This is a genomic window from Streptomyces sp. NRRL B-1347, from assembly GCF_000720325.1.
In the GTDB taxonomy this organism is placed as follows: domain Bacteria; phylum Actinomycetota; class Actinomycetes; order Streptomycetales; family Streptomycetaceae; genus Streptomyces.
In genome coordinates, this window is the sequence record NZ_JOJM01000015.1 from 80,817 (window position 1) to 106,084 (window position 25,268).

General features: G+C 72.8%; 17 protein-coding genes. 14 read left to right on the forward strand and 3 right to left on the reverse strand.

The genetic code is table 11. The features are described 5' to 3' along the window. The first annotated feature begins 20 nt into the window (after positions 1 to 20). Positions 21 to 2,102 carry a putative bifunctional diguanylate cyclase/phosphodiesterase gene (locus tag IG74_RS0115735; protein WP_037825507.1) on the forward strand — a complete coding sequence of 694 codons (2,082 nt, stop codon included), beginning with the start codon at positions 21 to 23 and terminating at the stop codon, positions 2,100 to 2,102. A 43-nt stretch (positions 2,103 to 2,145) separates the two neighbouring features. Here the strand turns inward: IG74_RS0115735 and IG74_RS47945 are convergent, their stop codons facing one another. Then, entirely contained in the window at positions 2,146 to 3,471 is a 1,326-nt protein-coding gene (locus IG74_RS47945) for a glycosyltransferase 87 family protein (protein WP_158857636.1), read from the reverse strand. A 415-nt stretch (positions 3,472 to 3,886) separates the two neighbouring features. On the opposite strand from IG74_RS47945, the gene gatC reads away from it, so the two are divergent. The 11 genes from gatC to IG74_RS54675 all read left to right on the forward strand — a co-directional run bounded on the left by gatC (position 3,887) and on the right by IG74_RS54675 (position 17,675). Continuing rightward, a complete protein-coding gene (gene gatC / locus IG74_RS0115745) occupies positions 3,887 to 4,183 on the forward strand; it encodes an Asp-tRNA(Asn)/Glu-tRNA(Gln) amidotransferase subunit GatC (protein WP_016642027.1) in 297 nt (98 codons plus the stop codon). A gap of 6 nt (positions 4,184 to 4,189) precedes the next feature. Next, positions 4,190 to 5,692 (forward strand): Asp-tRNA(Asn)/Glu-tRNA(Gln) amidotransferase subunit GatA, encoded by a 1,503-nt coding sequence (gatA, locus tag IG74_RS0115750; RefSeq protein WP_030676349.1) that lies wholly within the window; start codon positions 4,190 to 4,192, stop codon positions 5,690 to 5,692. Next, positions 5,689 to 5,934 carry a membrane protein gene (locus IG74_RS0115755; protein ID WP_030676354.1) on the forward strand — a complete coding sequence of 82 codons (246 nt, stop codon included), beginning with the start codon at positions 5,689 to 5,691 and terminating at the stop codon, positions 5,932 to 5,934. The genes gatA and IG74_RS0115755 overlap by 4 nt, the downstream gene beginning before the upstream one ends. An 18-nt stretch (positions 5,935 to 5,952) precedes the next feature. Further along, entirely contained in the window at positions 5,953 to 7,470 is a 1,518-nt protein-coding gene (gatB, locus tag IG74_RS0115760) for an Asp-tRNA(Asn)/Glu-tRNA(Gln) amidotransferase subunit GatB (RefSeq protein ID WP_267885564.1), read from the forward strand. Between the two features lie 259 nt (positions 7,471 to 7,729). Continuing rightward, positions 7,730 to 9,826 carry a phosphocholine-specific phospholipase C gene (locus IG74_RS0115765; RefSeq protein ID WP_107058945.1) on the forward strand — a complete coding sequence of 699 codons (2,097 nt, stop codon included), beginning with the start codon at positions 7,730 to 7,732 and terminating at the stop codon, positions 9,824 to 9,826. 320 nt (positions 9,827 to 10,146) lie between these two features. After that, positions 10,147 to 12,366, forward strand: coding sequence for an MMPL family transporter (locus tag IG74_RS0115770; RefSeq protein ID WP_078868798.1), 2,220 nt, complete (start codon positions 10,147 to 10,149; stop codon positions 12,364 to 12,366). Between the two features lie 26 nt (positions 12,367 to 12,392). Further along, positions 12,393 to 12,950, forward strand: coding sequence for a GNAT family N-acetyltransferase (locus IG74_RS0115775; protein WP_030676363.1), 558 nt, complete (start codon positions 12,393 to 12,395; stop codon positions 12,948 to 12,950). A 35-nt stretch (positions 12,951 to 12,985) separates the two neighbouring features. After that, the gene (locus IG74_RS0115780; RefSeq protein ID WP_030676366.1) at positions 12,986 to 13,642 is read left to right on the forward strand and encodes a hypothetical protein; all 657 of its coding nucleotides are present in this window, start codon (positions 12,986 to 12,988) and stop codon (positions 13,640 to 13,642) included. Between the two features lie 153 nt (positions 13,643 to 13,795). Further along, positions 13,796 to 13,993, forward strand: coding sequence for a hypothetical protein (locus IG74_RS0115785; protein ID WP_030676369.1), 198 nt, complete (start codon positions 13,796 to 13,798; stop codon positions 13,991 to 13,993). A 67-nt stretch (positions 13,994 to 14,060) separates the two neighbouring features. Next, positions 14,061 to 17,141 (forward strand): helix-turn-helix transcriptional regulator, encoded by a 3,081-nt coding sequence (locus IG74_RS0115790; RefSeq protein WP_051854931.1) that lies wholly within the window; start codon positions 14,061 to 14,063, stop codon positions 17,139 to 17,141. A gap of 96 nt (positions 17,142 to 17,237) precedes the next feature. Next, complete coding sequence (locus IG74_RS54675) at positions 17,238 to 17,675, forward strand: DUF6191 domain-containing protein (protein WP_234334340.1); 438 nt, start codon at positions 17,238 to 17,240, stop codon at positions 17,673 to 17,675. Positions 17,676 to 17,688: 13 nt separating this feature from the next. On the opposite strand, the gene IG74_RS0115800 is transcribed toward IG74_RS54675, so the two are convergent. Both IG74_RS0115800 and IG74_RS0115805 read right to left on the reverse strand, forming a co-directional pair. Beyond that, a complete protein-coding gene (locus IG74_RS0115800) occupies positions 17,689 to 18,843 on the reverse strand; it encodes a PQQ-dependent sugar dehydrogenase (protein WP_030676375.1) in 1,155 nt (384 codons plus the stop codon). Between the two features lie 217 nt (positions 18,844 to 19,060). Then, a complete protein-coding gene (locus IG74_RS0115805) occupies positions 19,061 to 20,053 on the reverse strand; it encodes an aldo/keto reductase (RefSeq protein ID WP_030676379.1) in 993 nt (330 codons plus the stop codon). 126 nt (positions 20,054 to 20,179) lie between these two features. On the opposite strand from IG74_RS0115805, the gene IG74_RS0115810 reads away from it, so the two are divergent. Together IG74_RS0115810 and IG74_RS0115815 are read left to right on the forward strand one after the other, a co-directional pair. Further along, positions 20,180 to 21,130: a 2-hydroxyacid dehydrogenase gene (locus IG74_RS0115810; protein ID WP_030676382.1), complete on the forward strand. Its 951-nt coding sequence runs from the start codon at positions 20,180 to 20,182 to the stop codon at positions 21,128 to 21,130. Between the two features lie 834 nt (positions 21,131 to 21,964). Further along, positions 21,965 to 25,030: a putative bifunctional diguanylate cyclase/phosphodiesterase gene (locus tag IG74_RS0115815; protein WP_234334342.1), complete on the forward strand. Its 3,066-nt coding sequence runs from the start codon at positions 21,965 to 21,967 to the stop codon at positions 25,028 to 25,030. Positions 25,031 to 25,268 lie beyond the last annotated feature (238 nt).

Genomic DNA, 25,268 nt, shown 5'->3' on the forward strand with positions numbered 1-25,268 from the left:
GGCTCGACGGCCTGGACGGCATGGAGCAGGACGGCCGCGGCTGGCAGCTGCTGCCCATGGCCGTCGTCGCGGCCGCCGCGATCGTGCTCGGCACCGGCTTCTTCCACGCCTTCACCGGCGGCCACCCGCTGTTCCCCTCCGGCACGGTCGGCTGGTCGCTCGCCGTCCTGACCGGCCTCATCGTCGGCCACCTCGTCGCGCTCGGCCGCGACCGCTGGTGGGGCGGCACGGGCTCCGGCGGCGCGCTCACCGTCGCGGTCCTCCTGCTGTACGGCTGGATGCCCGCGGGCATGGTCAGCCTCACCGTCGTCGTCCTCGTGGGCGTCGCCCGCCGCCACCGCTGGCGCCAAGGCGTGCTGCACGGCGCCGTCGACATCCTGGGCATCGGCGCGGGCGCGCTCACGCTCGCCGCGTTCGGCACCGCACCGGCCGCCGACTCGCCCTGGAATCCCGAGAGTTGGGACCTGTACACGGCCCCGGAGGTGGGCCTCGTCGCCGTCGCGTACCTGGCCGTCACCCGCGTCCTGCTCTGGTACGTGCACGCCCCGCGCACCGGCGCGCTGCCCACCGTCACCCGCACCGCGCTGGTCCGCCAGGGCCTGCTCGGCGTGGCCCTGCTCGGCATCGCCCCGCTGATCTGCGTCGTCGCGATGTCGCTCCCGCTGCTCCTGCCGCTGTTCACCATCCCGCTCGTCGCGCTCGACTCGACGCTGTGGATCGCCCGGGCCAGAGCCGAGGAGCAGCTGCGCGACCCGCTCACCGGCCTTCCCAACCGGCAGTGGCTCCTGGAGCGGACCTGGACGGCCCTGGACGACGCCGAGCGCATCGGCGCCCGCTCCGCCCTGATGCTGATCGACATGGACCGCTTCCGCTCGGTCAACGACACCCTCGGGCACCTCGCGGGCGACCGGCTCCTGCTCCAGATCGCCGACCGGCTGCGGCTCGCGCTCCCGCGCGGCGCGGAGGCGGCCCGGCTCGGCGGCGACGAGTTCGCGGTGCTCCTTCCCGTCGCCGACTCCACGACGTCCGCGCAGCGCGTCGCCCGCCAGCTCGTCGGCGCTCTCGGTTCCCCGTTGGACCTCGACGGCCTCACCCTGGTCCTGGAGGCCAGCGCCGGACTCGCCGTCTTCCCCGACCACGCGCTCGACGCGGAGGGCCTGCTGCGCCGCGCGGACGTCGCGATGTACCAGGCCAAGCGGGACCGCACGGGCGTGGAGGTGTACGAGTCCAAGCGTGACTCCAACACCCCTGACCGCCTGGGCCTGTTGGGCGATCTGCGCCGCGCCCTGGACGCGGGCGACGTGGAGCTGCACTACCAGCCGAAGGTCCGCTTCGACGGCGAGGTGGCGGGCCTGGAGGCGCTGGTGCGCTGGGTGCACCCCGAGCGCGGCAAGGTGCCGCCGGACGAGTTCATCGCCATCGCCGAGTCGTCGGGCCTCATGCCGCACCTGACCGAGTACGTCCTGGAGTCGGCCCTCGCCCAGGTCGCCAGATGGCGCTCCCAGGGCCTGAACGTCCCCGTCGCGGTGAACGTGTCCCCGCGCGACGTGCACACCCCCGGTTTCGCGGGCGCCGTCGCCGCGCGGCTCGCCCGCCACGGCGTGCCCGCGGGCGCGCTCCAGCTGGAGATAACGGAACACGTGCTCCTGGAGGACCCGCAGCGCGCCGCCGACACCCTCGCCGGGCTCACCGGGCACGGCGTGAAGATGTCCCTCGACGACTTCGGCACCGGGTACTCCTCCCTGGTGCACCTGCGCCGCCTGCCGGTGAGCGAGCTGAAGATCGACCGCTCCTTCGTGGCCCGGCTCGCCGTCGACACCGAGGACGCCGAGATCGTCCGCTGCACCGTCGACCTCGCGCACTCCCTCGGGCTGCTCGTCGTCGCCGAGGGCGTCGAGGACGACGAGACCTGGGAGCGGCTCCGCGACCTCGGCTGCGACGCGGTGCAGGGGTGGCTCGTCGCCGCGGCCATGCCGCCGAGCGAGACCACGGCGTGGCTGCGGGCCCGCGGCGAGGGCGCCACGCACCGGCCCGTCGACCCGGCGCCCGGCCCCGCAGCCCCGGACCCGACGCCGCCGTCGCCGAGCCGCGCCGTGCAGTGACCCGGCGGGGGCGGGCCGCGTCCGCCGTGCTGCCCGCCCGCCCTCAGACGCCGGACGTGCTCTTCTCCCGCTGCCCGGCCTCGTCCCCGAGCAGGGGGCGCTCGAGGCTCCGCGGACGTGAAGGCCGCGCCCGGTGGGTGACGGCCGCCCACACCACGTAGCCGACCCCCAGCCACACGTACGCGTTGCCGACGACCACGTGGAACGGGTCCCACTGGAGCTCGCGCTGCCAGTGCGGCACGTACCAGAGCAGGCCGTAGGGGAGGAGCGGGCGGGACGGGTCCCAGGTGCCGAAGCCATCGATACGGATCGGCCACGCCGCGAACAGCGCGAACAGGCCAGCCGCCCACAGCCACGCGGACGCCGTGCGCCGCCGGAGCGCCGCGTCCGCCGCCAGGACGAGCCCGGGCACGATCCACACCCAGTGGTGGGTCCACGACAGCGGCGAGCAGACCAGCATCAGGGCGCCCACCACGCACACCGCGACCAGCTCACGCCCCCGCCGCGAGGCCCGTGCCGCCGCGCCGAACCCGGCCACGGCGAGCACCCCGCACACCGCTCCCCACCCGGGCCCGCCGACGCCGTCGCCGCCGAGGCCGAAGCGGACGAAGAGCCCGTTCAGGGACTGGTTCGCCAGATACTCGCGGCCGCCCGCGCTGCCCGCGAACGCCCCGCCCCAGAAGTCCGCCGACGCCTCCGGCAGCGCCCACCAGCCGCCCGCGACCGTCGCCGCGAAGACGGCCGACGCCACGCCCGCCGCCCGGTAGCGCCGGGTGAGCAGCAGATACACGACGAAAAGGCCGGGGGTGAGCTTCAGACCCGCCGCGAGGCCGATGCCCACGCCCTTCCAGAGGCGGCGGTCGGGCGTGGCCAGGTCGGTCAGGACGAGCGCGAGCAGGACCAGGTTGACCTGCCCGAAGTCCAGGTTCTGCAGCACCGGCTCGGTCCACAGCGCGAGGCCGCACACCGCGAGCGCGCACCCGGCGGTGGCCGGTCCCGGGCGCCGCCCGGCCATCCGGGCCGCCGCCCAGGCGGCAAGGGCCATCGCCGCGAGGGAGATGCCCGCCATCAGCCGGGCGGCGACGGTCAGGTCCAGATCGCTCAGGGCGCGGAAGGGGAGCAGGGCGACGGGCGGATAGAGGTACGGCAGCGCGTGCACGCCGAACTTCCCGCCGTAGAGCTCGTGCTCCGGCGCGGTCGCCGCGTCCAGGTAGACGCTGAGGTCCGCGGGGGTGCGGTGGGCCGCGTAGGTCGGGTCGTTGATCAGGCTCCACCACGCGGTGAGCGACAGGGCCAGGGCGAGGGCTCCGGCGCCGAGCACCGCGGGTCCTGGCCAGGGGCCTTTCGCCCCGGGGAATTGCATGCGCATGCCGCGCATGCTGCGCTGCCTCGGGCCGGGCGGGGGTGCAGCGCACCGGGGCCGGCCAATTGTCGTACCGCGACATCCCTCGCGGGGCGCCCCAGGCCCGCCCCTTCCCGAACAAGGGGGCTCCGCCCCCTTGGACCCCCGAATCGGCGCTCCGCGCCTCGTCCTCAAACGCCGGACGGGCTGAAAGATCTCCGCTGCGCGCTCGTTCCTGTCTGCGGCCCGCAGCGGCACTGATCAGCCCGTCCGGCGTTTGAGGACGAGCGCGTCTGCGCGGTGAAAGGGCGGGTGGGTGGGGGAAAGCCCGGGCTTCGCCCGTCGAGCGCGCCCCCGCGAGAGGAAAGCGTTTCGCGGTCAGCGGGGCCCGCCCCATAGGATTGGGTCCAAATCCATCACGCTCACCCCAGAGGATCGCTGCATGCCTGGCATCACGCGCGAGGAGGTCGCTCACCTCGCCCGCCTTGCACGTCTGGAGTTGAAGGACGAAGAGCTCGACCACTTCGCCGGACAGCTCGACGACATCATCGGCGCGGTCGCCCGCGTCTCGGAGGTCGCCGACCAAGACGTACCGCCGACCTCCCACCCGCTGCCGCTGACGAACGTCATGCGCGCGGACGAGGTCCGTCCGTCGCTCACCCCCGAGCAGGCGCTCTCGGGCGCCCCGGCCCAGGAGCAGCAGCGTTTCAAGGTGCCGCAGATCCTGGGGGAGGACTAACCGAACATGACGGACCAGAACCAGATCATCAAGCTCACCGCCGCCGAGATCGCTGCGAACATCGCTTCCGGCGTGCTCACCGCGGTCGAGGTCACCGAGGCCCACCTGGCCCGCATCGAGGCCGTCGACGAGAAGGTGCACGCCTTCCTGCACGTCGACCGCGAGGGCGCGCTCGCGCAGGCCCGCGCCGTGGACGAGAAGCGCGCCAAGGGCGAGAAGCTCGGCCCGCTGGCCGGCGTGCCGCTCGCGCTCAAGGACATCTTCACCACCGAGGGCGTTCCGACGACCGTCGGTTCGAAGATCCTCGAAGGGTGGATCCCGCCGTACGACGCCACCGTGACGAAGCGGCTCAAGGAAGCCGGCGTCGTCATCCTCGGCAAGACCAACATGGACGAGTTCGCCATGGGGTCCTCCACCGAGAACAGCGCTTACGGGCCGACCGGCAACCCGTGGGACCTCACCCGGATCCCCGGCGGCTCCGGCGGCGGCTCCAGCGCGGCCCTCGCCGCGTACGAGGCCCCGCTCGCCATCGGCACCGACACCGGCGGCTCCATCCGCCAGCCCGCGGCCGTCACCGGCACGGTCGGCGTCAAGCCGACGTATGGCGGCGTCTCGCGCTACGGCATGGTGGCCTTCTCCAGCTCCCTGGACCAGGGCGGCCCCTGCGCCCGCACCGTCCTCGACGCGGCGCTCCTGCACGAGGCCATCGCCGGGCACGACCCGCTCGACTCCACCTCCATCGACGCCCCGGTCCCGCAGGTCGTCGAGGCCGCGCGCAACGGCTCGGTGGACGGCATGCGCGTCGGCGTCGTCAAGCAGTTCTCCGGCGAGGGCTACCAGGCCGGTGTCGTCCAGCGCTTCAACGAGTCCGTCGAGCTGCTGAAGTCGCTCGGCGCCACCGTCGTCGAGCTGGACTGCCCGTCCTTCGACCTGGGCCTGTCGGCGTACTACCTGATCGCGCCGTCCGAGTGCTCCTCGAACCTGGCCCGCTTCGACGCCATGCGCTACGGCCTGCGCGTCGGCGACGACGGTACGAAGTCCGCCGAGGAGGTCACCGCGCTGACCCGCGAGGCCGGCTTCGGCGACGAGGTCAAGCGCCGCGTCATGCTCGGTACGTACGCGCTCAGCTCCGGCTACTACGACGCGTACTACGGCTCCGCGCAGAAGGTCCGCACGCTGATCACGCGGGACTTCGAGAAGGCCTTCGAGCAGGTCGACGTCATCGTGTCGCCGACCACGCCGACCACCGCCTTCCCGATCGGCGAGCGCGCCGACGACCCGATGGCGATGTACCTGGCGGACCTGTGCACCATCCCGACCAACCTGGCGGGCAACGCCGCCATGTCGCTGCCCTGCGGCCTCGCGCCGGAGGACGGGCTTCCGGTCGGTCTGCAGATCATCGCCCCCGCCATGAAGGACGACCGCCTGTACAAGGTGGGCGCCGCCGTCGAGGCCGCCTTCGTGGAAAAGTGGGGCCACCCGCTGCTTGAGGAGGCACCGTCGCTGTGAGCAACAAGACGCTGGCCAAGGCCAAGGGCTTCAAGAAGTCCAGGACCGGCACGTATCTGTCCATCGGCACCACCGCCTTCGGTGCGCTCAGCACGCTCAAGCAGGTCAAGAAGGCCCGTGCCGAGCACGACGCGCTGCAGCTCGTCGACGCCGTCGTCTCCGCGGCCGCCATCGTCACCGGCATCGCCATCCTGGTGCGCGAGCTCAAGCGCATCGGTGACGACGACGTTCTGCTCGGCTGAGAGGGAAGTTCCAACACCGTGACTGTCACGACCACCCCCGAGCTGATGTCGTACGAGGACGCGCTCGCGTCGTACGACCCCGTCATGGGCCTCGAGGTCCACGTCGAGCTCGGCACCAAGACGAAGATGTTCTGCGGCTGCTCCACTGAGCTCAAGCAGGACGCCAACTCGCAGACCTGCCCGACCTGCCTCGGCCTGCCCGGCGCCCTGCCGGTCGTCAACGCCGTCGGCGTCGAGTCCGCGATCAAGATCGGTCTCGCGCTGCACTGCGAGATCGCCGAGTGGTGCCGCTTCGCCCGGAAGAACTACTTCTATCCGGACATGCCGAAGAACTTCCAGACCTCCCAGTACGACGAGCCGATCGCCTTCAACGGCTATCTGGACGTCCAGCTGGAGGACGGCGAGGTCTTCCGCGTGGAGATCGAGCGCGCCCACATGGAGGAGGACACCGGCAAGTCGACGCACGTCGGCGGTGCCACCGGCCGCATCCACGGCGCCTCGCACTCGCTGCTCGACTACAACCGCGCGGGCATCCCCCTCATCGAGATCGTCACCAAGCCGATCGTCGGTGCCGGGGAGCGCGCCCCCGAGGTCGCCAAGGCGTACGTCGCCGAGCTGCGCGAGCTCATCAAGGCGCTCGGCGTCTCCGAGGCCCGCATGGAGCAGGGCCAGATGCGCTGCGACGTGAACCTCTCGCTGCGGCCGCACGGCCGGGAGAAGTTCGGCACCCGCTCCGAGACGAAGAACGTGAACTCGCTGCGGTCCGTGGAGCGCGCCGCGCGCTACGAGATCCAGCGGCACGCGGCCGTGCTCTCCTCCGGCGGCACGATCATCCAGGAGACCCGGCACTTCCACGAGGACGACGGCTCCACCACGTCGGGCCGGGTGAAGGAGGAGGCGGAGGACTACCGCTACTTCCCCGAGCCCGACCTGGTGCCGGTGGCCCCGTCCCGCGAGTGGGTCGAGGCCCTGCGCGCGGAGCTGCCGGAGCTGCCGCTCGCCCAGCGCAACCGGCTGCGCGAGGAGTGGGGCGTCTCCGCCCACGACATGCAGTCGATCCTCAACGCCGGTGCGATCGGCCCGATCGTCGCCACCATCAACGCGGGCGCGGACGCCGTGTCGGCGCGCAAGTGGTGGATGGGCGAGCTCGCGCGCAACGCGAACGAGCAGGGCGTCGACCTCGGCGCGCTGCCCATCACGCCGGAGCAGGTGGCCCGCGTGAGCGAGCTCGTCGCCTCCGGTGACCTGAACGACAAGCTGGCCCGTCAGGTCATCGACGGCGTGCTCAAGGGCGAGGGCGACCCCGACCAGGTCGTCGAGAAGCGCGGCCTGAAGGTCGTCTCGGACGACGGCGCCCTGACGGCGGCCGTCGAGGAGGCCATCGCGGGCAACCCGGCCATCGCGGACAAGATCCGCGGCGGCAAGGTCGCCGCGGCCGGCGCGCTGGTCGGCGCGGTCATGAAGGCCACCCGTGGCCAGGCCGACGCGGCCCGCGTCAGGGAGCTCATCCTGGAGCAGCTGGGCGTCGAGGGCTGACACCCGCGCTTCTCCGCGCACGACAGGGGCGCCGCATCCGGATCGGGTGCGGCGCCCCTTCGCGTGCGCGGGGGCCGGGGCGGCTTCGCGTGTGCGGCGCCCCTTCGCGTGTGCGGGGCCCCAGGGCGGCGGCAAAGCGCCGACGTTCACCGCGACTTCGGTCCTCGGCCTTCCCTCTGCAACCAGGAGTCACTACCGTCCCAGCTCAGCAGACCAATGGATCACCGGACAACCATTGGGTGTCGACTGGAGGTTGGGCGTGGCAGCGGAGATTTCGCGCAGACGGTTGATGGCAGTGGGCGGTGGCGCGCTCGGCGCCGCCACGGTCGGGTCCTTCCTGCCGCCGTCGCTTCAGGAAGCGCTCGCGAAGGAGCCGCCGAAGGGCGGGCTCGACGCCATCGAGCACGTCGTCATCCTGATGCAGGAGAACCGGTCCTTCGACCACTACTTCGGCACCCTGCGGGGCGTACGCGGCTTCGGCGACCGCAACGCCATCCAACTGCCCAGCGGCAAGAGCGTGTTCGAGCAGCCCGGCGCGGGGAGGGCCGTGCTGCCGTTCCCGGTGCGCGACGCCGCCGCCACGCAGAAGAAGGACCTCCAGTACATCGGCGCCCTCGACCACTCCTGGAAGGGCGGCGCCAAGGCCTGGCACGACGGCTGGATGGACGGCTGGGTGACGGCCAAGACCGCCGCCACGATGGCGTACTACACGCGCCAGGACATCCCGCTGCACTACGAACTCGCCGACACCTTCACGATCTGCGACGCCTACCACTCGTCCATCCACACCTCCACCAGCCCCAACCGCAACCACCTGTGGAGCGGCAAGACGGGCTTCGAGGCGACCGGAAAGCGGGCCGTCGACAACGACGCGTACGACGAGGGCAAGCACCCCGGCTACGACTGGGGGACGTACGCCGAGCGCCTGGAGAAGGCGGGCGTGAGCTGGCAGACGTACACCGAGTGGGAGAACTTCACCGACAACCAGATCGAGTTCTTCACCACCTTCAAGGCCATCGCCCGCAAGGCGCTCGCCACGACGGAATTCACGTTCATGGAGGCCTTCTACGCCAAGGTCCGCGACGCCAAGGACGAGACGGAGCGGGCCAAGCTGCTCGCCGCGCTCGACGCCGGGGTCAAGACGCTGACCCGGCGCGAGCGCTCGCTCTTCGAGCGGGGCCTCAGGCGGGTGCCGACCGGCACGCTGGCCGAGACGTTCGCGCGGGACGTCGCGCGCGGCAAGCTGGCGAAGGTCAGCTACCTGGTGCCGTCCGCCCTGGACTCCGAGCACCCTTCCGTCTCCTCGCCGATCCACAGCGCCACCATCGTCTACAAGGTCCTGGACGCGCTCGCCTCGCACCCCGAGGTGTGGCGGCGCACCGCCGTGTTCATCAACTACGACGAGAACGACGGCTTCTTCGACCACGTGCCGCCGCCCGTGCCGGGCGCCGACGACCCCGACGGCGCCGAGGAGCGCTGGCAGGGCCTGCCGACCGGGCTCGGCGCCCGCGTGCCGATGCTCGTCGTGTCGCCCTGGAGCGTCGGCGGGTACGTGTCGTCCGAGGTCTTCGACCACACCTCCGTGGTGCGCTTCCTGGAGCGGTGGACCGGCGTGCGCGAGCCCAACATCGGCGCCTGGCGCCGCCAGGTCGCCGGCGATCTGACCGGAGCCTTCGACTTCGACCGCGGCCACCGGCAGCCGGAGGTGGAGCAGCCCGGCGCGATCCCGCCGTTCAGCGGCCGCTGGCAGCCGCAGCCGCCGGTCCAGCAGACGATGCCGCGCCAGGAGCCGGGCGTGCGCCGGGCGCGCCCGCTGCCCTACCAGCCGGACGCCGACGCCCGGCCCGCCAAGGACGGCACGCTCACGGTGCGGCTGCGCAACGGCGGCCGGCGCAGCGCGCACTTCGCGCTGTACCCGTACGCCGGGGAGTTCCCGATACCGCAGCACCAGGACGTCCGGCACGAGGGCCGCTGGTCCGTGCCGCTGCGGGGGGACGCCTACCGCTTCACGGTCACCGGGCCGAACGGGTTCCGGCGCGAGTTCGCGGGCGGCAAGGACGGCGTCGCCGCGCTCTCCTCGGCGATCACCCGGCGCGAGCTGCACCTCACCGTCGCCAACCGGGGCAAGGAGCCGCTGGTCTTCACCGTCAAGCCGCTCGGGTACGTGGACGAGGACGACGTCCGGCGGCGCACCCGGACGGTGCGCGTGCGGCCGGGCAGCAGCCGCACCCTCGCCTGGCGGACGTCGGACGAGCGCGGCTGGTACGACGTCGAGGTGACGGCCGCGGGCGACGAGACCTTCCGGCGGCGGCTGATGGGCCACATCGAGAACGGCCGCGCCGGCGTGTCGGGCTGACCCGCCCGACGGCCGTGGTGCGGGGGCATACGGGCGTGGCCCGTGTGCCCCTGTGTGACGTCCGGGGTGCGTGGGCCTGAACGGAGCTGCCTGAGCTGTTGTGAGGCTGGACACGAAACGGACTAAGGATCTCCGGTGGCTGTCAGAGTGGCTCCGCATGGCCCATCCCGGTCATGTCGCCGCACAAGCGGCCACATGATCTTTACCTGTCCATGCCGATCATGTAGTACTTCAAGCAGTAGACGTGTTCTTTTCGGGTCAAATCCGATGCTTCCCGGCTGCCCCGACGAGGATCCACGAGTCACTCAGGGAGCCAGTCCGTGGCAGCACTCGCCCGGTGGTGCGTCCAGCACCGCCTCGTCGCCGTACTGCTCTGGCTCCTCGCACTCGGCGGCACCGCCGCCGCTGCCGCCGCCGTCGGATCGGCGTACTCGAACGACTACGAGGTGCCCGGCACCGAGTCCAACCGCGCCAGCCAGCTCCTGAAGGACGGCTTCCCCAGCCTCGGCGGCGACAGCAACACCGTCGTCTGGCACACCGGCGGGGACCAGTCCGTGCGCTCCGCCGCCGTCGAACAGACGATGACCGAGACGCTCGACGAGATCGCCGAGCTGCCCGGTGTGGCCTCCGTCACCAGCCCGTACACCGAGCGCGGCGCCACCCGGATCAGCGAGGACGGCCGCACCGCCTACGCCACGGTCACCTTCCGCGACCAGCTGGACTCCGTCACCCCCGGCGAGGCGCGCGCCGTCGTGCGGACGGCCGAGTCCGCCCAGACCCGGGGCCTGGACGTGGCCCTCGGCGGCGGCGCCATCGGCCTCACCGAGACCAAGAGCGCCAAGACCGCCGAGATCGTCGGCGTGGCCGTCGCCGCCGTCGTGCTGTTCCTCGCCTTCGGCTCGCTCGCCGCGTCGGCGCTGCCCATCGCCACGGCCGTCGTCTCCGTCGGCACGGCGTACGCGGGCATAGTGCTGCTCGGCCACGTCATGACGGTCGCCGACTTCGCGCCGATGCTCGGCACCCTGATCGGGCTCGGCGTCGGCATCGACTACGCGCTGTTCATCGTCACGCGCCACCGCAAGGGCCTCAAACGCGGCCTGCCGGTCGCCGAGGCCGCCGAACGGGCCGTCGCCACCACCGGCCGGGCCGTCGTCTTCGCGGGCGCCACCGTCTGCATCGCGCTGCTCGGCATGCTGATCCTGCGCCTGAGCTTCCTCAACGGCGTCGCCATCGCCGCCTCCCTGACCGTCGTCCTCACCGTCGCCGCGTCCGTGACGCTGCTGCCCGCGCTCCTCTCGTTCATCGGGCCGCGCGCGCTCAGCCGCCGCGAGCGGCGCAGGCTCGCCGAGCGCGGGCCCGAGCCGGAGGTGCCCACCGGGCTCGCCGCCCGCTGGTCGGCGTTCGTGGAGCGGCACCCGAAGCTGCTCGGCGCCCTCGCGGTGGTGGTGATGGCGGTCCTCGCCGTGCCGACGCTCTCGCTCCGCCTCGGCACCTCCGACCAGGGCAACAACGCCGCGACCGCCACCACCCGGCAGGCCTACGACCTGCTCGCCGACGGCTTCGGCCCCGGCGTGAACGGCCCGCTCACCCTCGTCACGGACGTCCGCGGCGCCCCCGACCGGCTCGCCCTCGACAACCTCGGCGCGACCCTGGAGTCCACCCCGGGCGTCGCCTCCGTGAGCCCCGTGACCTACGCCGAGGGCGGCGACGCGGCCTTCCTCACCGTCGTACCGGAATCCGCGCCCCAGTCGAAGGCCACCAGCGACCTCGTCGACCGGCTCCGCGGCGACGTCCTGCCGCGCGCCGAGTCCGGCACCTCCCTCGACCTCCACGTCGGCGGCGTCACGGCGGGCTACGACGACTTCGCGGAGATCATCGTCGGCAAGCTGCCGCTGTTCGTGGGCGTCGTCATCGGCCTGGGCTGTGTGCTGCTGCTCCTCGCCTTCCGCTCCGTCGGCATACCGCTGAAGGCCGCCGTCATGAACGTCGCGGCGGTCGCGGCCGCCTTCGGCGTCGTGGTCGCGGTCTTCCAGTGGGGCTGGGGCAGCGAGCTGATGGGCCTGGGGCGCGCGGGCCCCATCGAGCCCTTCCTGCCCGTCATCATGGTCTCGGTCCTCTTCGGCCTCTCCATGGACTACCAGGTCTTCCTGGTCAGCAGGATGTACGAGGAGTGGCTGGAGACCGGCGACAACCGCGTGGCCGTCCGCGTCGGCCTCGCCGAGACCAGCCGCGTCATCAACTCCGCGGCCGTCATCATGATCTCGGTGTTCCTCGCCTTCGTGCTCAGCGGGGACCGGGTGATCGCGATGTTCGGCATCGCCCTCGCGGCGGCTGTCGCCCTCGACGCGTTCGTCCTGCGCACCCTGCTCGTGCCCGCCCTCATGCACATGCTCGGCGGCGCCAACTGGTGGCTGCCGCGCCGCCTGGACCGCTGGCTGCCGCGGATCAGTATTGAGGTGCCCGAGCACCGGACACGTGCGAAGATCCCGGGGCACCGCGAGCGCGACGAGATCGCGTACGCGCAGTTGGAGAAGCGCTAGCCGCACCACCGCTGAGGGAGAGCCGGATGTTCGCGATACCCGTGGGGGAGGGGGCCGAACTGCGGCCCCTGGAGCCGTGGAACGCCGAGGAGTTCCTGGAACACGTCGACCGCGCGCGGGAGTTCGCCGGTCCGTGGGTGCCGATGACGGTCAAGGTCACGGACCTGGACTCCGCCCGTGAACTCCTCCAGCGGTACGCCGACAAGCAGGCCGCGGACACCGGCCGCCTGTACGGCATCTGGCTGGACGGCACGCTCGTCGGCGGGGTGTTCTTCCGGGTCTTCGACGTCGGGAGCGACTCCTGCGAGGTCGGCGTCTGGCTCGAACCCTCCGCCACCGGCCGCGGCCTCATCACCACCGCCGCCGGCGTCCTCGTCGACTGGGCCGTCGACCAGCGCGGCATGCACCGCGTCGAGTGGCTCGTCTCCTCCCGCAACGACCCCAGCAAGGCCGTGGCCAAGCGGCTCGGCATGGTCCGCGACGGGGTGCTGCGGGAGAGCTTCCCCTGGCAGGGCATCCGCCACGACATGGAGGTCTGGTCGGTGCTCGCGCCCGAGTGGCGGGCGGCCCGCGCCGCGCGTTAAGGGGCCTCTCAGACTCCGTCCGTACGGTGCGGAGCATGGGAACGAAGAGCGCCAACGAGACGGACGAGACGGCAGCGACGGACGAGGCGCCTAAGGAGGTACCTCAGACCCCGGAGCCGTCTAAGGCCCCTGCCGAGGCGGCGGCCGAGGGGCCCGCGGCGGCCGCGGAGCCCTTGGCAACCGGGGAGCCCTTGGAAACCGAGGAGTCCGGCGAGTCCGGCGAGCCCGGCGAGCCCGGTGAATCCGGTGAATCCGGTGAGGACGAACTCGCTCCCGAGGAGACCGTCCCCGCCGCCTCGGCGGGCGTCGGGCAGGGCGCGGCCGCCGTCGTCGCCGCCGCGCTCGGCCTGATCGGCCTCTCCGGCGGCTGGCTCGGCACGGTCGCCTCGGCCCGCGAGTCCCTGATCGGCCAGCTCAACACCTCCCAGGGCGCGAGCGTGGCCCGCCAGGTCGAAGAGGTCTACGGCGACTCCTGGAAGACGACGGCCCTGGTGGCGGGCGCCTTCGCGCTGGCCGCCCTGGTGGTCGGCGTGGCCGTCCTGCTGCGCCCCGCCTTCGGCGCCCCCGACCGCGTCCAGGCCCCCTGGACCAAGTCGGTGGCCTGGGCGGGCGTCACCCTCGGAGCCATCGGCCTGGCCCTGGCGGTGGCCAAGTACACGGACCTGTTCCTGGGCTTGCCGTCGACCAGTTAGGCCCTGACGTGTGATGGATAAGGCACCCCCTCACACCTAAGGCCCCCCACCCCCCGCAAGATGCGGAACCTTCCCGATGTGCCGGACCCCCCTGGGAAACGAAAGTGGAGTCATCGCAGAGAGCGAGACACCGCAACCCAGGGGGACACGAAAATGTTCGACTACGAACTCCACCAGTTCCGCACCGCCGAGCTCGCCGCCCAGGCCGCCCGCCACGGCCTCGTACGGGAGGCGCTCAAGGCCGCGAAGACGCGCAGGGCGCTCGGCCGGGAGGCCGCCGAGGCCCGCCTGACCGCCCGGCGCACCGAGCCCACCGCCCGTCAGACCGACCGCTACACCCACGCGGCCTGACGGCGGCCCCGGCCCTCCCATGTCGCGCACAGCGAAACCCACTCCCACAAAACCGCAGCTCTGTGCGATGCTCACCGCTGTGGAGACCAGGTCCGTCAGCCCCGTCTTCGTCGGCAGAGCCGACGAACTGCGCGTACTGAACGACGCGCTCGCCCGTGCCGCCGCACCCGCCGCGGGCGAGCCGCAAGCCTTGCTGCTCGGCGGTGAGGCAGGCGTCGGCAAAACGCGCCTCCTGGAGGAGTTCGAGGCCGCGGCCGTCGCCGCGGGCGCGCTCGTGGTGGTCGGCGGCTGTGTGGAGATCGGCGCCGACGGCCTGCCCTTCGCCCCCTTCTCCTCCGCCCTGCGCGCCCTGCGCGAGCAGCTGCCCGCCGAGTTCGCGGCGGCCGCGGCTGGTCAGGAGGAGGAACTGGCGCGGCTGCTTCCGGAGTTGTGCGAGGGTGCCCCGCGCCCGCAGTCCGCCGGTGGCGGCAGGCACGGCGAGGAGGCCATGGCCCGGCTCTTCGAGCTCACCGCCCGCCTCCTGGAGCACGTGGCCGCCGACCGCACCGTCGTGATGATCCTCGAGGACCTGCACTGGGCGGACGCCTCCACCCGCCACCTGCTCTCGTACCTGTTCCGCACGCTGCGCAGCGGCCACCTCGTCGTCCTCGCCAGCTACCGCGCCGACGACATCCACCGCCGCCACCCGCTGCGCCCGCTGCTCGCCGAGCTGGACCGCCTCCGCACGGTCCGCCGCGTCGAACTCGCCCGCTTCAGCCGGGACGAAGTGGCCCGCCAGATGGCCGGGATCCTCGCTGCCGAGCCCGCCCCCAAACTGGTCGACGACGTCTTCGAGCGCTCCGACGGCAACGCCTTCTTCGTCGAGGAACTCGCCGTCGCCTCCCACGGCAGCAGCTGCGCCTCCCTCACCGACTCGCTCCGCGACCTGCTCCTCGTCCGCGTCGAGGAGCTGCCCGACGACGCCCAGAAGGTGGCGCGGATCGTCGCCGAGGGCGGCTCGACCGTCGAGTACGACCTGCTCGCCGCGGTCGCCGACCTCACCGAGGACGACCTGATCGACGCGCTGCGGGCCGCCGTCGGCGCCAACATCCTCCTCGCCTCGCCCGGCGGCGACGGCTACCGCTTCCGGCACTCCCTCGTGCGCGAGGCCGTCGGCGACGACCTGCTGCCCGGCGAGCGCTCCCGCATCAACCGCCGCTTCGCCACCGTCCTGGAGGCCGACCCGGGCCTCGTCGCCGCCGACCAGCGCGCCGCCCGCCTCGCCAGCTACTGGTACTGCGCCCACGACGCCGCGAAGGCGCTGCCCGCCGTCCTCAACGCCTCCGTCGAGGCCCGCAGCCGGCACGCCTACGCCGAGCAACTGCGCCTCCTGGAGCGGGCGATGGACCTGTGGGACGCGGCCCCCGACGAGGTGCGCGCCCTGCTGCGCCCCGTCGACTACACCGAGGTCTACCCGCCCTGCGGCTGCGACCCCGCCGCCACTCCGCTGCACTATCTGGACCTGATGGCCGAGGCGGCCGTCGCGGGCCGCCACTGCGGCGAGCGCGAACGCGCCCTGAAGATCACCAAGCGTGCCCTGCGCCTCCTGGAGGACGAGCAGGACCCGCTGCGCTCCGCCTGGTTCTGGGTGCAGCGCTCCCGCCTCATGCAGAGCCTCGCCCGCGGCGACGGCTGGAAGGAACTCGCCACCGCACAGGACCTCGTGCGCGGCCATCCGCCGTCGGAGGTGCACGCCGAGGTGCTCACCATGGTCGCGGGCTGGCAGATGCTGCACCAGCCGGGCCCCGAGAGCCTCACCGCCGCCGAGCAGGCCGTCGAGTACGCCCGCATGGTCGGCGCCCACGAGATCGAGCTGAACGCCCGGCTCACCCTGGGCGGCCTGGTCGTCGACACGGGCGACATCGACGCGGGGCTCGCCGAGATGTACGCGGTCCGGGACCGGGTCACCGCCGAGGAGATCGTCGGCGTGCTCTGCCGCTGCTACATCAACCTGCCCTCCGTCCTCGAAGGCATCGGCCGCCACCGCGAGTCCCTCGCCCTCCTCGACGAGGGCATCCAGTACGCCCAGCGGTACGGCCTGCGTGATTCCGAGGCCTGGATGTGGGCCAACCGCTCCGAGTCCCTGTACTCCCTCGGCCGCTGGGACGACGCCGTCGACTCGGCGAGCCGCGCCGTCCTCAGCGCCAAGCCGCGCGGCGGCGCCGGGGTGCGCCTGGCCTACTTCGCGCTCGCCCGCGGCGACATGGCCGAGGCCGCCCGCCACCACGCCGAGGCCTGGCGGCACTTCGGCACGCACGACTCCATACCCCAGAACACCCTTCCCCTGGCCCGCATCGCCCTCGGCATCGCCGCGGGCGAGGGCCGCATCCTCGACGCCCGCGCCGAGCTCCGCCGAGCCGTCGCCGACGGCCTCCCGCCCGGCACCCAGCGGTACGGCTGGCCGCTGGTCCTCGCGGCCGCCACCGCCGAGGCCGACACCCGCGGCCTCGCGGTCGCCGCGCCGGGCCGCGACGAGTCCCTGCACCTGATCCGCACCACCGCGAAGTCCCTGGCCACCCGCGTGCCCGTCTGGCAGGCGTACGAACGCTGGGTCCGCGCCGAACTCCTGCGCGCCGAGGGCCACGCGACCTCCGACGACTGGCTGGAGGTCCTCACCGCCATCGCGCCTCTCGAACGCCCCTACGACCTCGCGCGCGTCCGGCACCGCCTCGCGGAGGCGCTGCTCACGGCCGGGGCCGGGGGCGGCAGGGCCGCCGCGGGCGACACCGACCGGGACCGGGCCGCCGAACTGCTGCGGCAGGCGGCCGCGGTGGCCGAGCACCTCAGTGCCCGCCCCCTCGTCGAGGCCGTCACCCAGCTCGCCCAGCGGGCCCGCCTCGCACTGACCGGAGCGACTTCCTCCGCTCCGGCCGACCCCGCCGAGGAGCTCGGCCTGACCACCCGCGAGCGCGCCGTGCTCCGCCTGGTGGCCGCGGGCCGCAGCAACCGCCAGATCGCCGAGGAGCTGTTCATCTCCCCGAAGACGGCGAGCGTCCACGTCTCCAACATCCTCGCCAAGCTGGGCGTCGCGGGCCGCGGCGAGGCGGCCGCCCTCGCGCACCGGCTCGGCCTCTTCACCGCGGACGAGGAGCCCCTGGTCGCCGGGTGAGCGGGCGCCCGCCCGGGCCCGGACCGTTTCCCGGGCGCTCGCTTACCCTGGGAAACAGGACCGTCGTCAGCCTTTTCGGGAGGCACTGTGTTCAACGTGTTCGAGCAGCTCTTCGCGCCCGGGCGCAAGCACACCGACGACGAGAAGAAGCGGCTTGAGCTGACGCGCGTCGACGTGGACGACGGGGACCCCGGCAAAGGACCCATAGACCTGTCCTCCGGCAAGGTGGTGGTACGGGTCCCGAAGCAGGGAGCGGATGCCGCCCGGCCCGCCTCGGATGCCGCCCAGCCCTCCGGCTCCGACGCTGTCCCCGGCTCTGATGCCGGCCCCAGCTCTGACGCCGTCCCTGGGTCCGATGCCGCCTCCGGCCTCGACGCCGTCCCCGGCTCCGGCGCTGACCCCGGGCCCGCTCCCGCCTCCGGATCCGGCTCCGCTTCTGCTTCCGCTTCTGCCTCCGGATCCGGCCCCGGCCCCGGCCCCGGATGCGGCCCCGGCCCCGGTGCCCGCCCGGACGAGGCGCCGCCCGCCGCCTGAGTGTGCGCTCGCGCTACTCCACCTCCACCTCCAGGATCTTGTCGTCGCCCTTCTCCGGGGTGCCCCGCGAATCCGTCTCGCTCGTCACCAGCCACAGCTTGTCGCCGCCCGCCGCGAGGACCGTGCGCAGTCTGCCGTGCTCCTCGGTGAGGAACGCCTCCGTCTCCGGCTCCCCGCCCGCCCCGCGCACCGGGACGCGCCACAGCCGCTGGCCGCGCAGACCCGCCATCCAGACCGAGCCCTCCGCATAGGCGACGCCGCTCGGTGAGGCCTCGGACGTCTTCCACTGGGCCACCGGGTCGTGGAAGCCCTCCTCCTTGGCGTCCGCATCGCCCTTGCCCTCGACCTCGGGCCAGCCGTAGTTGTCGCCCGCCTTGATCTCGTTGAGCTCGTCCCAGGTGTCCTGGCCGAACTCCGAGGCCCACAGGCGCTTCTGCTCGTCCCAGGCGAGACCCTGGACGTTCCGGTGGCCGTACGAGTACACCGGGGAGTTCTCGAAGGGGTTGCCCGGCGCCGGCTCGCCGTCCGGGGTCAGGCGGAGGATCTTGCCGCCGAGGGACTTCTTGTCCTGGGCGAGGCCGGTGTCGCCGGTCTCGCCCGTGCCCACGTACAGCAGCTTGTCGGGGCCGAAGGCGATCCGGCCGCCGTTGTGGATCATGCCTTTGGGGATGCCCTTGAAGATCGTGTCGGGCGCGCCGAGGCGCTGGCCCTCGGGCTTCGCCTCGTCGTAGAGCATGCGGGCCACGCGGTTGTCGGAAGCCGTCGTGAAGTACGCGTACACGAAGTGGTCCGAGGCGTAGGTCGGGGACAGGGCGAGGCCCATCAGGCCGCCCTCGCCGCCGGGGGCCACCCCGGGCACCTTGCCGACCTCCGTCTTCTTGCCGGTGCCGCCGTCCACGTGGGTGATCGTGCCCTCGTCCCGGGACGAGACGAGCAGGTCGCCGCCCGGGAGCGCGGCCAGCCCCCACGGTGACTTCAGGCCCGTGGCCAGGGTCTTGGTGACCTTGGCCGAGCCCTTCTCCGGGGGTGGTGTCGCGCCGTCGTCCGACGGGGAGCCGGTGGGGCCGGAGGCGGTGGACTCGGTGCGCTTGCCGCCGTCCGCGGCGTCGCCGTCGTCCGACGAGCATCCGGTGGCCAGGAGGAGGGCGGTGGCCAAGGTGGCTGTCACGGCGAAACGTTGAGGACTCAGCACGGTGGGGATCCCTTCGGTACGGCGCTTCTCCTGTTCATACACCGCCCGAGCCCCGCAGGTTCCCAAGCCCTCGCGGGACGCCCCTGACCCGCCCCTTTCCGATTCCTGAGGGCTCCGCCCCCAGACCCTCACTCCTCAAACGCCGGAGGGGCTGAGATCTCCGCCGAGAGCGGCACCATCCGGCCCGATCGCCTCAGTCCCACGAGCCTTGCGCGGCGGGCAGGGCCGCCAGGTCCGTCAAGTCCCGTGGGGAGAGGCGGATCCCCGCCGCCCCGGCGTTCTCGCGTGCCCAGCGGTCCCGTTTGGCGCCGGGGATCGGGACCACCTGGGTGCCCTGTGCGAGGACCCATGCCAGGGCCACCTGCGCGGGGGTCGCGCCGTGCCGGGCCGCGACCCGGCGCAGGCCCACCACCAGGGGCTGGTTGGCGGCCATCATCTCGGCGGTGAAGCGCGGGTGCCGGGCGCGCAGGTCGTCCGGCTCGAAGCCCTGTCCCGGCGTCAGCGTGCCCGTGAGGAAGCCGTTGCCCAGCGGCATCGCGGCCAGCAGGCCGATGCCCCGCGCCGCGCACCACGGGAGCAGCGCGTCGAGGGCCTCGGGCGACCACACCGAGAGCTCGGCCTCCACCGCCGTCACGGGGAAGACCTGCTGGACCCGTTCGAGCTGGCGGATCGTGGTGTCGTGCATCCCGCCGCCGGACCGCCGCCGCGCCCGCGCTCCGACCGCGCACAGGCCGAGCGCCCGCACCTTCCCGGCCGTGACCAGGTCGGCCATCGCGCCCCAGGTCTCCTCGATCGGCACCTCGGGGTCGGCGCGGTGCAGCTGGTAGAGGTCGATGATGTCGGTCTGGAGCCGCCGCAGCGACGCGTCGCACGCGCGCTTCACATAGCCGGGGCGGCCGTTGGCGACGACGTGCTGATCCCCCACGAGCAGCCCGCACTTCGTCGACACGAAGGCCTCGGCGCGCCGCTCCTTGAGCACCCTGCCGACGAGCAGTTCGTTGGTGAACGGGCCGTACATGTCCGCCGTGTCGAGGAGCGTCGTGCCCTGGTCGAGCGCCGCGTGCACGGTCTGCATCGAGGCGTCACCGCGCTGTCGCGAGCCGGAGTACGCCCAGCTCATCGGCATACAGCCGAGTCCGACGGCGCCCACCCCGAGCGCCCCGGCGCCGATCGTCCTGCGCTCCACCTGGTCGAACCCTCCCGCTGTCCCGCGATCCCTCGACTGTCCGTGATCTTTCGTCCGGGCGGCACCAAACGTAACCTCTGCGTCCCGGCACGCGGCGTGCACCCTGTTCGCATTAGCCTCCTGACCATGACAACTGACGTATGGCTGCCGTTCGAAGAGACCGACGTCGAGGGTCTGCCCGCCGCGTCCGACGCCGGTCTGACGTACCGCTGCTGGGACGGCGGTCCTGACTACCCCGCCGATCCGGCCGACTGCGCGTTCTACGTGGTGCCGTACATGAAGAGCACCGACGTGGTGGTGCCCCCGATGACCGCCATGACGTCCCTGCGGGTCGTGCAGACGCTGACGGCGGGCATCGACGCCCTGGAGCCGGGTCTGAAGTTCCTGCGGCCCGGTGTCCAGCTGTGCAACGCGCGCGGCGTGCACGAGGCCAGCACCGCCGAGCTCGCGCTGACCCTGATCCTCGCCTCCTTGCGGGGCGTTCCGCGGTTCGTGGAGGGGCAGCGGGTGCAGGAGTGGCGCTCGGGCTTCTATCCGGCCCTCGCCGACAAGTCCGTGCTCATCGTGGGGTACGGATCGATCGGCTCCGCGATCGAGGACCGGCTCGCGCCCTTTGAGTGCGCGCGGGTGGCGCGCGTCGCGCGCACCGAGCGCACCACGGCGCGCGGTCCGGTGCACTCGCTCGACGAATTGCCCCGACTGCTTCCCGAAGCGGACGTGGTGGTGCTGTCCACGCCCCTCACGGAGGCCACCCGGGGTCTGGTGGACGCCGATTTCCTGGCACGCATGAAGGACGGCGCGCTGCTCGTGAACGTGGCCCGCGGCCCGGTGGTCGACACCAAGGCGCTGGTCCCCGAGCTGGAGAGCGGCCGCCTCACCGCCGCCCTGGACGTCACGGACCCGGAGCCGCTGCCCGCCGGTCACCCGCTGTGGGGGAGCCCCGGCGTGCTGATCAGCCCGCACGTGGGGGGCTCGTCGTCCGCTTTCCCGCCGCGCGCCCGGCGCCTGTTGACCGCCCAGCTGCGGCGGTACGTCACCGGGGAGCCGCTGTCCAACGTCGTTCTGACGACGTCGTGACCCCGATGCCCTCGTGAGCCCAAGGGTGTCGTAACCCGTCGCAATCCCAATATTCAGGGCTTCGGAGCCCGGCCCTCCGGCCTGCGGCGGCTTCACAAGTCGGTCAGGAACGGTCGATATCCGGCGCACCGTGACCGCCTGGAACCGGCGTTGCGCCTTCTGTGCACGCTCCGCACTCACTCGCGTGCGCCGCGTGTCCATATTGACGGGCGTAGTCACGCAGCGTAGAGCAGACCTGTCCCTGAGTGACGAGGCTGGTGTATCGTCCCGACAGGGGCTGCGCCGTGCACCGTTCGGCGCCGGGGATCGAGTACCGAGACTGCGAGGGGGGCGACGGGCGATGCACGGCCTATGGGCGAACGATCCGAAGCGGCGGGACCACCGCCCGCGACTCTCGCGCACACCGGCCCGCAGACGCGGGCACTGCGCCCGGCGGCACCGGCACCCGCACCGCGCCGCACGGCGCCGTCCGCAGCAGTCGGAGGCCGTCGCATGGCAGCCGTCAGGGCGGACGAGCGACCGCCGCAGCACGGACCCGGCACCCCCCGGCGGCCGGCCGCGGGCCAAGTGTCCCCCCGCTGTCCCGTCGACGGGACCGGGATGCTATGGGCCGGTGCCGGGTGGGGCCCGTGGTGCGACGAAGGGGCCTCCGCACCCGGGCGCGAGGGAAGGCTTCCCGCGTCCGGGCGCGACGGACCGCGCGGCGCGCGGACGCGGCGCGCGTGGCCGTGGCACCGGCGTGCGGAGCGGGGTGGCCCGGTGAGCGGGCAGACGGCCTCCGCGTCCGTGCTTGACGGCGGGCTCGGCGCCCCCCTGCCCTCGCCGGGCGCGCCCATGGCCCGGCGCCCCGCGCCGAGCGGCGGCACGGGCCTGCTGTCACAGGTCTTCCTGCTGCTGATCTGCGGCGGCTATGCGACCGGCTCCGCCCTCGGCTGGGGCTCGGACCGGCTCGCGCTCATCATGGGCGACTTCGGTCTCAGCGCCGCCGCCGCGGCCGCCGCCGTGTCCTGCTTCTTCTACTCCCGCACCCGGCGCAGCCGCTTTCGACCCGCGTGGCTGCTGTTCGCGCTCTCCTCCGCGATGGCGGCCTGCGGAAACGCGGTGTGGGGATGGCACGAGGTCGTCCTGGGGCAGTCCGTGCCCGAGCGCGGCTTCGCGGACCTGTTCTTCCTGTGCTTCGCGCCGCCCGCCATCATCGGGCTGCTCGTGCTCGCCAAGCGCCCGGTCACCAAGGCCGGATGGGTGTGCCTCGGGCTCGACGCGTGGCTCATCGGCGGCTCGCTGCTCACGCTCTCCTGGAGCCTGGCCCTCGCGCACACCGCCCAGTTCGACGGCCCGGGCGTCGCGCACGCCGCGCTGTCGCTCGCGTACCCGCTCCTGGACATCGCCCTCGTCAGCATGGTCCTGGCCCTGCACTTCAGGCGGTCCTCGGCGAACCGCACCGCCGTGAACACCGCGATCGGGGCCCTCGCGCTGACCGTCATGTGCGACGCCCTGTTCACCTCGCCGCTGCTGCACGCCAGCTACCGCTCCGGCCAGCTGCTCGACGCCGGCTGGTTCGCCGGTTCCCTGCTCCTCGCGTACGCCCCGTGGGCGACGCCCCGGCAGGGACGCGCCGACACGGACCCCACGCGCGTGGGCCACCGCCCGTACGACAGGCCGCGCCCCGCGGGCGCGCGCGACGTACGAGGAGCCCGCGATGTCCACGACGTGCGGGACGTGCGGGACGTACATCGGGATGTACATGTCGTACGAGATCCACGTGACCTGCGCGATCCGCGTGACGTACGGGATGTGCGGGACGGACGTGATCTGCGCGACCACGAGCGGGGCGACGACGGACGGTACGCGACGACGCGGCCCATCGCCGGCTCCCTCGCCGCCCTCACGCCGTACCTGGCCGCGGCCGTCTGCACGCTCGGGATCCTCTACAACGTCCTGAACGGGCGCAGTGTCGACGAGGTCGTGCTCTTCACCGCGGGCACCGTCGTCCTCGCCCTCGTCGTGCGCCAGGGCATCATGCTGCTCGACAACATCACGCTCACCCAGGAACTGGCCCAGAAGGAGAACCACTTCCGCTCCCTGGTGCAGGGTTCCAGCGACGTCATCATGATCGCCGCCCCGAGCGGCATCCTGAGGTACGTCAGCCCGGCCGCCGCCGGGGTCTACGGCCGCGAGGCGGACGACCTCGTCGGCTCCGAGCTCGCCACGCTCATGCACCCGGAGGACCTCGGCCGCGTGGTCCACGAGGTGCGCCGCTTCCTCGCCGCCAACCCCGTGGAGGAGCCCACCACGCGGATCGAGTGCCGCTTCAAGTCCGGCAGCGGTGAATGGCTCAATGTGGAGTCCACCGTCAACCGCCACCACGGCGGTCTCATCTTCAACAGCCGGGACGTCACCGAACGGGTGCGCCTGCAGGCGCAGTTGCAGCACAACGCCGAGCACGATCCGCTCACGGACCTGCCCAACAGGGCACTTTTCACCCGCCGAGTCGCGCAAGCGCTCGGCGGTCGCAGAGTCACCGACCGGGGCACGGCCGTACTCTTCATCGACCTCGACGGCTTCAAGGCGGTCAACGACACCATCGGCCACCAGGCGGGCGACGAACTCCTCGTGATGGCCGCCCAGCGCCTCCAGGAGGCCGTCCGCGCGTCGGACACCGCGTCGCGCCTCGGCGGCGACGAGTTCGCCGCCCTCATCGTCGGCGACGGCACCCGCGACCAGGCCGCGCGCGAGAAGCACATCATGGAGCTCGCCGACCGGCTGCGGCTCAGACTCTCGCAGCCGTACGACATCGACGGCAACGATGTCCGGGTCGCCGCCTCCATCGGCGTCGCCTTCGCCGAACCGGGCGTCGGCGCGGGCGAGCTGCTGCGCAACGCCGACCTCGCGATGTACCGCGCGAAGGCGGCGGGCAAGGGCCGCGTGGAGCTGTACGCACCCCAGATGCAGGCCGACGTCGCCCGCAAGGCCGAGCTCGCCACGCGGCTGCGCAGCGCCCTGCACGAAGGCGAGTTCACGCTCCTGCACCAGCCCGTCGTGGCCCTCGACAGCGGCCGGATCACCTCGGTCGCGGCCCAGGCGCGGTGGCGCTCGGCCCAGGGCATCATGTTCACGCCCGGCGAGTTCCTGCGCACCGCGGAGGACGGCGACCGCACCGCCGAGCTGGGCCGCTGGCTGCTCCAGGAGGCCGTCGAGCAGGCCGCCGAGCGCGCTCTCGCCGGGCACGCGGTGCCCGTCTCCGTGCGGATCGGCGCGCGCCGCCTGGTCGACCGCTCCCTGCCGCTCGGCTCCCTGGAGACCCTGCTCACCCGGCACGGGCTGCCCTCCGGCGCGCTCGTCATCGAGCTCGCGGACAGCGACCCGCGGGTCTCCCTCGACGAGCTGGAGCGCCGTCTGACCTCCCTGCGGAGGCTCGGCGTCCGGGTCGCGCTCGACGGCTTCGGCAGCGGCTGCGCGGCGATCACGGCGCTGCGGCGGCTCCCCGTCGACGTCCTGAAGCTGGACCGCGGGCTCGTCGAGGGCGTCGTGGAGTCCGCGCGCCTGCACAAGATCACGGCCGGTCTCCTGCGCATCGCCACCGACCTCGGCCTCGACTCCGTCGCCGACGGCGTGGACCACCCCGAGCAGGTCGTGGCGCTGCGCGCGATGGGCTGCACGCACGGGCAGGGCATGGCGTTCTCCGGCCCGCTCGACGAGTACCGGCTGCGCCGGGCGCTCACGATGGGGGAGTACCCGGTGCCGCGCGGGCCCGTCGAGCCGGTGTGCGTGGGCGGCCCCGCCGCGGCACCCCCCAACGCCGCCTTCGGCGGTGCGAGCGCGGCCTACGCGGCCGGGACGGTGGCGGGGACCACCCCGTTCGGCCGCTCACATGCTGAGACGCCCGTCCCACCTACTTGACAGTCAGGGCGCGCCGGGGGGAGGGTCAGTGCCATGCGCACCCGAATTCTCGTACTTGGAAAGCGCGTCGGCTGAAGCTGGTGAGCCCGGTCCCGATACCGGAGGAACCCAGCGACCGCACCCGGCGCGCTCCCCTCGCTTGCCCCACGGCACGAGGGGTTTTTTGTTGCACCAGCACTGCCAAACCCAGGCAAAAACCCCGCTAAATCCCCGCCGAACGTTTCAAGCGGGACCTCAG

Coding starts and splice junctions, on each gene's coding strand:
- IG74_RS0115775 (WP_030676363.1), top strand. CDS start 12,393: ATGTTCGCGATACCCGTGGGGGAGGGGGCCGAACTGCGGCCCCTGGAG.
- gatC (WP_016642027.1), top strand. CDS start 3,887: ATGCCTGGCATCACGCGCGAGGAGGTCGCTCACCTCGCCCGCCTTGCA.
- IG74_RS0115785 (WP_030676369.1), top strand. CDS start 13,796: ATGTTCGACTACGAACTCCACCAGTTCCGCACCGCCGAGCTCGCCGCC.
- IG74_RS47945 (WP_158857636.1), bottom strand. CDS start 3,471: ATGCGCATGCAATTCCCCGGGGCGAAAGGCCCCTGGCCAGGACCCGCG.
- gatA (WP_030676349.1), top strand. CDS start 4,190: ATGACGGACCAGAACCAGATCATCAAGCTCACCGCCGCCGAGATCGCT.
- IG74_RS0115815 (WP_234334342.1), top strand. CDS start 21,965: ATGGCCCGGCGCCCCGCGCCGAGCGGCGGCACGGGCCTGCTGTCACAG.
- IG74_RS0115790 (WP_051854931.1), top strand. CDS start 14,061: ATGCTCACCGCTGTGGAGACCAGGTCCGTCAGCCCCGTCTTCGTCGGC.
- IG74_RS0115780 (WP_030676366.1), top strand. CDS start 12,986: ATGGGAACGAAGAGCGCCAACGAGACGGACGAGACGGCAGCGACGGAC.
- IG74_RS0115735 (WP_037825507.1), top strand. CDS start 21: ATGGAGCAGGACGGCCGCGGCTGGCAGCTGCTGCCCATGGCCGTCGTC.
- IG74_RS0115810 (WP_030676382.1), top strand. CDS start 20,180: ATGACAACTGACGTATGGCTGCCGTTCGAAGAGACCGACGTCGAGGGT.